The organism is Lachnoanaerobaculum saburreum DSM 3986 (genome assembly GCF_000185385.1).
GTDB classification, from domain to species: Bacteria; Bacillota; Clostridia; order Lachnospirales; family Lachnospiraceae; genus Lachnoanaerobaculum; species Lachnoanaerobaculum saburreum.
The window spans coordinates 2,732,412-2,741,900 of record NZ_GL622296.1 but is presented as its reverse complement, the minus strand read 5'-3'; the positions used below and the strand labels follow the sequence as shown (position 1 = coordinate 2,741,900).

General features: G+C 34.3%; 9 protein-coding genes and 1 pseudogene. All 10 read left to right on the top strand.

Going from position 1 to position 9,489, the window contains the following annotated elements; translation table 11 throughout:
- On the top strand, positions 1-382 hold a 382-nt coding region (locus tag HMPREF0381_RS12655; RefSeq protein ID WP_154647131.1), incomplete at its 5' end, for a TraM recognition domain-containing protein.
- A 355-nt stretch (positions 383-737) separates the two neighbouring features.
- The gene (locus tag HMPREF0381_RS12650) at positions 738-1,070 is read left to right on the top strand and encodes a single-stranded DNA-binding protein (protein ID WP_008752397.1); all 333 of its coding nucleotides are present in this window, start codon (positions 738-740) and stop codon (positions 1,068-1,070) included.
- A complete protein-coding gene (locus tag HMPREF0381_RS12645; RefSeq protein WP_005541812.1) occupies positions 1,070-1,285 on the top strand; it encodes a Maff2 family mobile element protein in 216 nt (71 codons plus the stop codon). Before HMPREF0381_RS12650 ends, HMPREF0381_RS12645 begins: the two co-directional genes overlap by 1 nt.
- A 1-nt stretch (position 1,286) precedes the next feature.
- Positions 1,287-2,150 carry a VirB6/TrbL-like conjugal transfer protein, CD1112 family gene (locus HMPREF0381_RS12640; RefSeq protein ID WP_008752396.1) on the top strand — a complete coding sequence of 288 codons (864 nt, stop codon included), beginning with the start codon at positions 1,287-1,289 and terminating at the stop codon, positions 2,148-2,150.
- Between the two features lie 145 nt (positions 2,151-2,295).
- Entirely contained in the window at positions 2,296-3,786 is a 1,491-nt protein-coding gene (locus tag HMPREF0381_RS12635; RefSeq protein ID WP_008752395.1) for an ATP-dependent nuclease, read from the top strand.
- A 127-nt stretch (positions 3,787-3,913) separates the two neighbouring features.
- Positions 3,914-5,635, top strand: a complete 1,722-nt coding sequence (locus HMPREF0381_RS12630) for a DNA topoisomerase 3 (RefSeq protein ID WP_008752394.1) — start codon at positions 3,914-3,916, stop codon at positions 5,633-5,635.
- A gap of 3 nt (positions 5,636-5,638) precedes the next feature.
- On the top strand, positions 5,639-6,190 hold the full coding sequence (locus tag HMPREF0381_RS12625) for a hypothetical protein (protein ID WP_008752393.1): 552 nt from the start codon (positions 5,639-5,641) through the stop codon (positions 6,188-6,190).
- A 46-nt stretch (positions 6,191-6,236) separates the two neighbouring features.
- Positions 6,237-7,040, top strand: a complete 804-nt coding sequence (locus tag HMPREF0381_RS12620) for a hypothetical protein (protein ID WP_008752392.1) — start codon at positions 6,237-6,239, stop codon at positions 7,038-7,040.
- Positions 7,040-7,945: pseudogene (locus tag HMPREF0381_RS16015) on the top strand (hypothetical protein); the annotation flags it as partial. The gene HMPREF0381_RS12620 and the pseudogene HMPREF0381_RS16015, both read left to right, overlap by 1 nt.
- A 949-nt stretch (positions 7,946-8,894) precedes the next feature.
- Complete coding sequence (locus HMPREF0381_RS16010; protein WP_408610956.1) at positions 8,895-9,353, top strand: TnpV protein; 459 nt, start codon at positions 8,895-8,897, stop codon at positions 9,351-9,353.
- Positions 9,354-9,489: the final 136 nt, after the last annotated feature.

The following is a 9,489-nucleotide window of genomic DNA, read 5'->3' as shown; positions in this document are numbered from 1 at the left end:
TGAATTATTTTTGGGTGGAAAGGAAGGAACAACCATAAAGGAGTTGTCAGAGAACTTAGGAAAAGAAACCATAGACCTGTATAACACATCGGAAACAAGGTCAAATCAAAAATCTTTCGGACTGAACTATCAAAAGCTTGGAAAGGAACTGATGAGCAGGGATGAACTTAAAGTGATGGACGGTGGGAAGTGCATACTGGAGATAAGAGGAGCAAGACCTTTTTATTCAGATAAGTTCGATATTACAAAGCATAAAAATTATAAGCTGCTTTCAGACTACAACAAGAAAAATGCCTTTGATATAGAAAAATATTTAAGAAGAAGAGATAAGGTCAACTTAAAAGAAGAAATGAGGGTAAAGGTGGTGGAGGTTGATAGGTAAACTCGGGATAACTTTAGTTCAAAATGAGCAGAAGTTAATATCAAACCGAATTTTTGAAAGGATTAGTAAATGGATGAATGGGAAAAGATAGAAATGAGAATTAAAAAAGCAGGGAAGAGGTTGGGCAAAGTAAAGGATTAAGATAAATCAAATCTAAGTCTTTTTTTGTTAAAGAAAAGGAGAAATGGTTAAGTGAAAGCAATGGTAAGAAGCCCTCCGACTTCAGTTCAAAATGAGCAGAAGTCGGAATGAAAGCGATAAAATTAAATATAAAAAATATAGACAAGACTATAACAAATTAAAAAGAAGTTGTGGTCTTTTTTTGATTAAATCAAATAGAAAACGGAGAAATTATATGCAAAAAGAAATGCTTAACATCAACGGAAATCTGATTAATGAAGTAGAGATAAAAGTTATTAAGGGTAAGGACGGCGAAGTTAAAGCTGCTAATTTTACCCTATTTAGAAAGATGGGAAAGGTAGGAGAGAAAAAGAAGGAATATATAAATTGTAATGTTTACGGTGAAAAAGTCGAACTTACAAAGGACTTTGAAAAAGGCGATTTTATTCATGTTTTCGGCTATTTTAAAGAGGTTAAAAAGGAAGATAAAAGTTATAGAAACTTTATTGTAAAACATCTTAACAAGGCAGATAAGACAAAAAACACAGTAAATGAGGAGGAAGAATAATGGCATTTTTTACACAGGCGGTAGATGTATTAAAGATTTTGGTAACAGCAATAGGGGCAGGACTTGGAGCATGGGGAGTCATAAACCTGCTTGAAGGTTATGGAAATGACAACCCCGGAGCGAAATCACAGGGAATTAAGCAGCTTATGGCAGGGGGTGGAATAGTTTTAATAGGGCTGAAACTAATTCCGCTACTTGCCACTGTACTTAATTAAGATGTTGGATTTATTTGGAAAAATAGATGAGTTTTTCAAGAATATCATGATTGATGTAATTAAGGATAATCTCTCGGCAATGCTTTTAGATATTAATGAGAAAGTGGGAACAGTTGCCGGAGAGGTTGGCAAAACTCCGAGTTCATGGAACTCGGAGGTATTTGCCTTCATAAAATCAATCAATGAAAATGTTGTTTTACCCATAGCAGTAATAATCCTTACAGCAATCTGTTGTATTGAATTAATTCAAGTGGTAATGCAAAAAAACTCCATGCATGATACCGATACCTTTGAGTTTTTCAAATACATTATCAAGATGTGGATTGCTGTTTGGTTAGTGTCTCATTCCTTTGAGTTTTCCATGGCAGTCTTTGATGTGGCTCAAAACATGGTCAATAAGGCGGCAGGAGTCATCAATACAACTGCTGTTGTTTCAGGAGATGAAATTATCGCTATGGTGGATTCCATTAAGGGAAAAACCTTAGGGGAGCTTATAACGATTCTTTTTGAAATCTCCTTAATCAAAGTTGCCATGCAGGCAATCTCTATTTTGGTCATGGTGATTGTCTACGGAAGAATGTTTGAAATCTATGTTTATGCTTCTGTTTCGGCAATTCCCTTTGCCACTATGGGGAATAAGGAATGGGGACAGATTGGAACGAACTACATTAAAGGCTTGTTTGCCCTGGGACTACAAGGACTCTTTATCATGGTTTGCCTTGGAATATACGCAGTACTGGTAAAAACAATAGAAATCACGGATATGCACAAAAGCACGATGATGATTCTTTGCTATGCAGTTTTATTGGGGCTCATGATGCTAAAGAGCGGAACATTAGCAAAGAGTGTATTAAATGCACATTAGGAAAGAGAGGAAAGAAGATGAATAAAAGAAAAACAGGAATTTGAAGAGTTGAAACTTTAGTTTTAGATTATGAATTATAATAATAAATCATATATTATTTTCAAATCTAAATAGAAAATATAAAAGAAATGAGGAGAGAGTACACATGAACGAACAAGTGCTTAAGATGAAAATACAAAATATTAAAGGGATAAAACTATTAGATTTTGAATTCCCATTACGATCCGGTATATATGCAATTACTGGAGAAAATGGATCGGGGAAAAGTACTCTTATTTCATGTGCATCATCCGTGTTTTATCAAATGCCAATGATTGAATTTTTTGGAAGACCAGAGAATGCAAGTATTAATTTTATGTTAAATGAAATGACAAGAAGTTGGGAATGTAATGGTAAAGTGTGGACAAGCCAATCTTCTAAAAATAGGATGAATATTAGCGGATTTTATGAAGGAAGTATAATATTTGGTAATCGATTTAAGGATACAAATATATCTACAATCAACAAATTGGATAATTTGACTAAAAATGACCTTGAACCTGCACGAGAGTTTGTTTATAAAAATTTAGGGCAAATTCTAAAAAATGATGAAGAATTTTATAAAGAATTATTTTTGGTTAAGAAAAACTCTGCAAAAAATATAGGATTGACAAGAGAGGCATTTTGTATAAAAAAGGCAGGAAATCAATTTATTAGTCAGCCTAGAATGTCTACTGGGGAGAACCTACTGTTAAGCATTTTGCAGTCCCTTGAATATGTTCGCAAAAGAAGAAAAAAAAACAATGAATATCCTTGCATTGTTTTTTTAGATGAGATAGAGTTGGCTTTGCATTCATCAGCATTGAGACGTTTAGTTGTTTTCTTGAAACATATTGCAGAAGAACTAGAATTATCAATTTTTTTCTCTACACATTCAATTGATTTATTGAGAGAAATCAAAGCTCAAAATATATTTTATTTATCTTCATTTTGGGATAATGATATCATGGTTACTAATCCCTGTTATCCTGCGTACGCTACACGTAATTTATATGGCGATGATGGATATGGGAATGATATGGTAATTCTTGTCGAGGATGATTTAGCAAAATTAATAATAGAAAAGTTGTTATTAGAGAAACAATTAGTTAACAATATACGCATTAAAATACTTCCAACAGGTGGATGGACCAACACAATTACAATGGCATATGATGTTACCACATCTAATCTTTTGCAAAAAGGAACAAAGTTAGCGGTTGTTCTTGATAAAGATATTAAGGATGAAGTGCCAGATTTTTTTTCAAGGCATAAACAATATTCTGGTATAAAAGTAGATTTTCTTCCTATAGCAAGTTTAGAAAAGTATTTATATTCCAAGCTAGTGCGCGATAAGGATAAAAAATTATTTATTCTACTAGATACGTATTTATTTCAAAAGAGACCGCTGTTAGATATATTGAACCAATATCAAAAAGAGGTCAAAGCTAAAGATAACGATGGAAAATCATTGTATGGTGTCTTAATAAATGAAGTTAAATCTATGAGGAAGGATCGAGAAAATTTAGTGGAAATTATTGTTAAGTATATAATAGAAAATGAAAAGCAAAGTGTCGAAGAATTATCGAATTATGTAATAAATAAGGTAAAAGCATAAATGTACTAAAGCAATTTATCGTACTGCTTTGGAATGCTATATTTTAAAATAAATAGTAAAACCAAAAGGTAATCAGAAGGAAAAACTCTGATTGCCTTTTTTCATGCAAAAAAAGGAGGATTTATAAATGAATTTAGTGATATGTGAAAAGCCGAGTGTTGCAATGAGTATTGCCAAGGTTATTGGTGCAACCGGCAGGCAGAACGGATACTATGAGGGAGGTGGATATATTGTAAGCTGGTGTGTGGGGCATTTGATACAGATGGCAAGTCCTTCAGCTTATGATGAAAAGTACGGTAAGTGGAGATTGGAGGATTTACCGATTATTCCGAGCAAGTATAAGTACGAGGTTGTAAAGGCAACTAGGGGTCAGTTTAATACTCTTAAAAAGCTGATGAACTCTAAAGAGGTTGAAGAGGTTATTAATGCCTGTGATGCGGGGCGTGAGGGAGAGTTAATCTTCAGGCTTGTGTACGAGCAGGCAGGTTGTAAAAAGAATATCAAAAGACTTTGGATCTCATCAATGGAAGATGTGGCAATTAAAGAAGGCTTTAAGCAGTTAAAAGATGGAAAAGAGTATGAAGCTCTATACCGATCAGCTCTTGCCAGAAGTAAGGCGGATTGGCTTGTCGGCATGAACATGAGCAGGCTTTATTCCCTTATTTACAATCAAAATTATTCTGTTGGAAGAGTACAAACACCCACACTTGCCATGATAGTAAAAAGAGATGATGAAATAGCGGTTTTTAAGAAAGAAAAATATTATATAGGTGAGCTTTATTTTACCGGTTTTACTCTTTCAACAGACAGAATAGACAGTCTTGAAATCGTAGAAGATTTAGTAAATGTGGTAGGAAATAAAATCATAGTAAGAAATGTGGAGAAAAAGGAGAAGATAACAAAGCCTGACTTGCCGTTTGATTTAACAACACTTCAAAGAGAATGTAACAAGTACTTCGGATACAGTGCAAAACAGACACTTGACTATGCACAAAGCCTTTATGAAAAGAAAATGATTACATATCCTAGAACGGACAGCCGATATCTGTCGAAAGATATGATTATAAATACGGTAAACAACATACTTGGCAAAAATGACTTTGATACAGAAAGAATTAAAGTTATTTTTAACTCAGCTAAGGTAACGGATCACCATGCAATCATACCTACAGTAAGTTCTTTAGAGGAAGATATGTCCACAATTCCTGAAAGTGAAAGAAAAATATATAAACTTATCTTAAATAAACTCCATGCAAGTGCAGGCTATCCCCTAATTGAAAATATGACAAAGATTGTTGCTGTATATGAAAGTCAGGGTGATGTATTTGAATTTAAGGCAAACGGTAAGGTTATTACAGATGAAGGTTTTACAAAATATCTTAAACAGTACGGTTCAAAGAAAAATGAAGATGTTGTATTACCGGATTTAAATGTGGGAGATGTACTTAAAATCAAGGATAAAGAGATAAAAGAAAAATATACGACACCACCAAAGCATTTTACAGAGGATACTCTTCTTAAGGCTATGGAGATTGCAGGTAATGATGCACTGCAAAAGGGAATTGAGGTTGAGCGAAGGGGACTTGGAACGCCGGCAACAAGAGCAGGTATTATAGAAAATCTGATTTCCAAGGATTTTATAGAAAGAGATAAGAAAAATCTTATTGCAACCAAAAAAGGAAAAGCTCTTATAGAGATAGTGGAGGATAACTTTAAGTTGGCTAAAACAACAGCCAAGTGGGAAATTAAACTTTCTGATATAGCACTGGGTAAAGCATCAAATGAGGCATTTTTATCGTGTATTGAAACCGAGATAAAAGAAACCGTTGCCAAGTATCAGGGAAGATAATCTATGTTTGATACATTGATGAAACTTGATAAAGACAGAGAGGTCTTAGATTTTTATGCCACAGATAAAAGAGCAACAAAGGAGCTTTTAATAAGAGAAAATTTCAGAGAAACAATATATGAGCCTGCCTGCGGTCAGGGGCATATCGGAAAAGTACTTGAAGAGCATGGATACAGGGTAAAAGCGGAGGATATTTGTTACAGAGGATATGGAAGCAAAAGAGAGGTGGATTTTTTTACGGTTAAGGAAAATACCTTAGACATAGTAACCAATCCGCCTTATTTTTGTGCGGATAAATTTCTAAAACACGCCCTTGAAATATCTGTCCCGAAAGTAAAAATTGCAATGCTTTTTCGCTTAGCATTTTTGGAGGGACAAAAAAGATATGAGTTATTTAAAAAATATCCTATAAAAAAGGTATATGTATTTTCCAAAAGACTTAACTGTGCTAAAAATGCCGAGTTTGAAAAGTATAAAAGCAATGCCATTGCATTTGCATGGTTTATATGGGAAGTAGGTTATACAGGAATTACGCAACTACAATGGATCTTATAAAAAATAGTATAAAAACAATAAAGAACAGAATTATAAGGAGGACGAAATGAACGATAATAAAAACATTCAAAGACAGGAAGAACAGACCAAGGAAGTTATAAATGAGATCAAAAAAGAATATACAAAAACAGCCGACTTTTTAGAAGATAATACGGATACACAGCTTAAAATTGCCGGGGAGCTTAAAGAAGAGCTAAAAAATAATGACTTTGATGTAAATATTGAAGAGTTAAAGGCACTTAAAGATGAAATAACAGGTCTTAAGGCGGAGATCAAAAGACTTAATGAAATGGATAATATAAGCCTTAGCTCACTTATTGCCAAGGATATTAGGGCAGTAGGGAAATCTCTTATTAATCTTCAGGAAAAGGCGGTAGGAAGTATTAAGCACCTTTATGACAGTATGAAACATCAGCTTACCTATAACCTTACGAAGGCACAGGAAAAGTTTGTTGAGATGAAAATAGGAATTGTAAAGGGACTTGTAAACTCAATGCAAAGTTTCATAAAAGAGCAGCAAAAAAAGCTTAATAACTGCCTTGAAAAACTGGATACTTTATCTAAAGAGATACAAAAGGATGAGGAAAAGTTAAATAAGGGAAATAAGGAAGAGATTAGTCAACCGGATAATGAAAATAAAGACATTAAGTCAAGTGAAAAAACAGCTGTGAGAAATGGAGGTGAAAGGCAAGGTGCAAACATTCAAAAAAGCAATGAGAAAAAGCCTAAAAGTATGGAAAGAAAACCTTCCGTATTAAAAACACTTAAAGAAAATCAACAAAAGATTAGACAGGAAGAAAATGGGAAAGGAGAAAAGACAGTAAAAAAGGATAAGGGAATGGAAATATAATGAAAGAAGCCGACCTTATCAAATATAAAAATATTCCTGATGAATTAAAGCGAGAGAAAAGATGGTGTCTTTATAAAATCATTGTAAGAGACGGAAAAAACACAAAAATGCCTATTATGCTAAACGGAAAACCTGCCAAGTCAAATGATAAAAAAACTTGGAATAGTTACAAGGATTGCATGGATGCTTTATGTAAAAATCAAGGAACCGGCTTGGGATTTTTCTTAGGGGACGGGTATATAGGAATTGATATAGATAAGGTAAGTGATGAGATAATGGAATACAGTATTGACTTAAATGCCGCTTCCATGACAGCAGATTTTCTAAGAGGGATTTCCACCTATGCGGAAATCTCTCCGTCAAAAACAGGACTGCATTTTATAGGAAAGGGTAAAGTACCGGGAGAAAGGAAGCGATATAAAAACCTTGAAATTTATGACAGGGACAGATTTTTTACGATAACCGGGAATATATTAAAGGATAAAGACAGAAGTAAAATAGTAAATATCAATCAGGAGCTGTTGCCGCTTTATAAAACATATATGCCAAGTATAGACTCCGTAGAAGGCAAAGCGGGTAGGATTAATCTAATTCCAAGCAGTTTGGCTTATAAAAACAGGTTCTCGCAAGATGATATTCTAAATATACTTTTTAATAGGAGATACTTTAACTATAGCGGAGAAGATCTAAGACAGATATATAACGGGAATTATCAAAACTATTTTAACAGCCGGTCCGAGGCTGATTTTTTTATGCTGGGGAGGTTGCTTTATTACACCTCAGATGTGGAAAAGTCAATCAGCCTTATGGAAAATAGCGGGCTTAAAAGAAACAAGTGGTATAAAAGGCGAGGAAGTACGGACTATATACACTATATTGCAGACAGGGCAATGAACGGCATAAGAAAGTTTTATGATTGGAATAAAGAAAAAGATAATATTACAAAAAATGCAAAACAAGAAGAGACTGAAAATAAGAAGAAGGAGGGAAAGATGCCAAGATATTCAACTGAAAAAATCAATGATATTTTATCTCACTCTTTAGAGGAAATCAGAAGGGATGTAAGTGCCTACAAAGATTTTCTAAAGACAATGGGAAATAACTATAAATATTCATACATGCACCAGTTAAGTATTTACAGTACCTACAAGAGAGCAACTGCCTGTGCGGAGTATGATTTTTGGAAAAAGCTTGGGAGAAGTGTAAAAAGAGGAGAAAAGGGAATACCGATTCTTGATTTAAGTAGAAGCATACCAAAGGTAAAGTATGTATTTGATGTCAGTCAAACAGTCAGTATAGGAAATAAAATCAATGAAGTAAAACTGTGGAAATATGAACCTGAGAAACATATTTTGGCGATAGATTCACTGATTGACAGCTTTAAAGAAAGAAACAGCAGGCTGCTTTTTTTACAGGAAGAAAAGATAACCGCTCTTATAGATTTATATGTTAGGAAAAGGATATATACCATCTTTGATATGCTGACGGAGGATACACTTAAGAGTTATACCAAGGTAGAACTGATTGAATTTATCGCAGAATCCATAAAGGTTTCACTGGCACAAAGAATGGATATAGGTATTCCTGTTGATGAGAGCAAACTGAAAACAGTATCAGGTATTAAGCATGGACAGGATATTGACAGCCTTCTTGGAGAAATATCTTTAATTTCCAAAGAAATGCTTATAGCTATCGGAAGAGAAATACAGAAAATAAGTGATAGAGAAAAACTTAAAGAAATAGAGATAAAGGAGCAGACAAAGACCAACAAGGAGCATTATAATGTAAATGATAGCAGTGAAAATACCGGAGTAATAAATAATGAGATAGAAGAAAATAAAGGAGGCTTGGCTGATGAGAGAAACAGTAATACTGGCGGACAGGGAATATCTTTTGGAAGAAGAAACCTACACCCCGATAGTCAAAGAGAATCTGTTCGAGAAACAGGGGGGAACATACAGTTTGGAGAAGGTGGAAGATGGAGAGGAAGTTTTGATACCGAATATCAAGATGCCAAAGATAATAGATCAGAGCAGGCTGAACAGATTTGGCAGGGAGAGGCTCAAATTCCTGAAGGAGAACAGGGAGAATCAGTATCAGAGCATGTATTACAAAGAGACACTGATGGAGCATCTTTTAAATATAGAGGAGCAGGCACAGGAGTTTTTGGAGAAGGAAGAGCCGAAAATGATGCAAATCTGGGGGCTGACAAACGAACTGAAGTCGGAGGATTTTCTGAAATACACGGGACTGAAGAAAAATCTCAATATGACACTTACAAGAATGGTACTGGAACAGATAGTCTGGGTATAGAAAGTGATTCACAACTAAATATCAGAAATATTGAAAGGGAAGTTGAAAAGACTTCTTTTTCTTTTGCCGGGAATGAAGGCGGTCAGGTGAGATTTAACTTGCCCTTACAGCAAAAAGAAGTAGATACGGTTTTAAT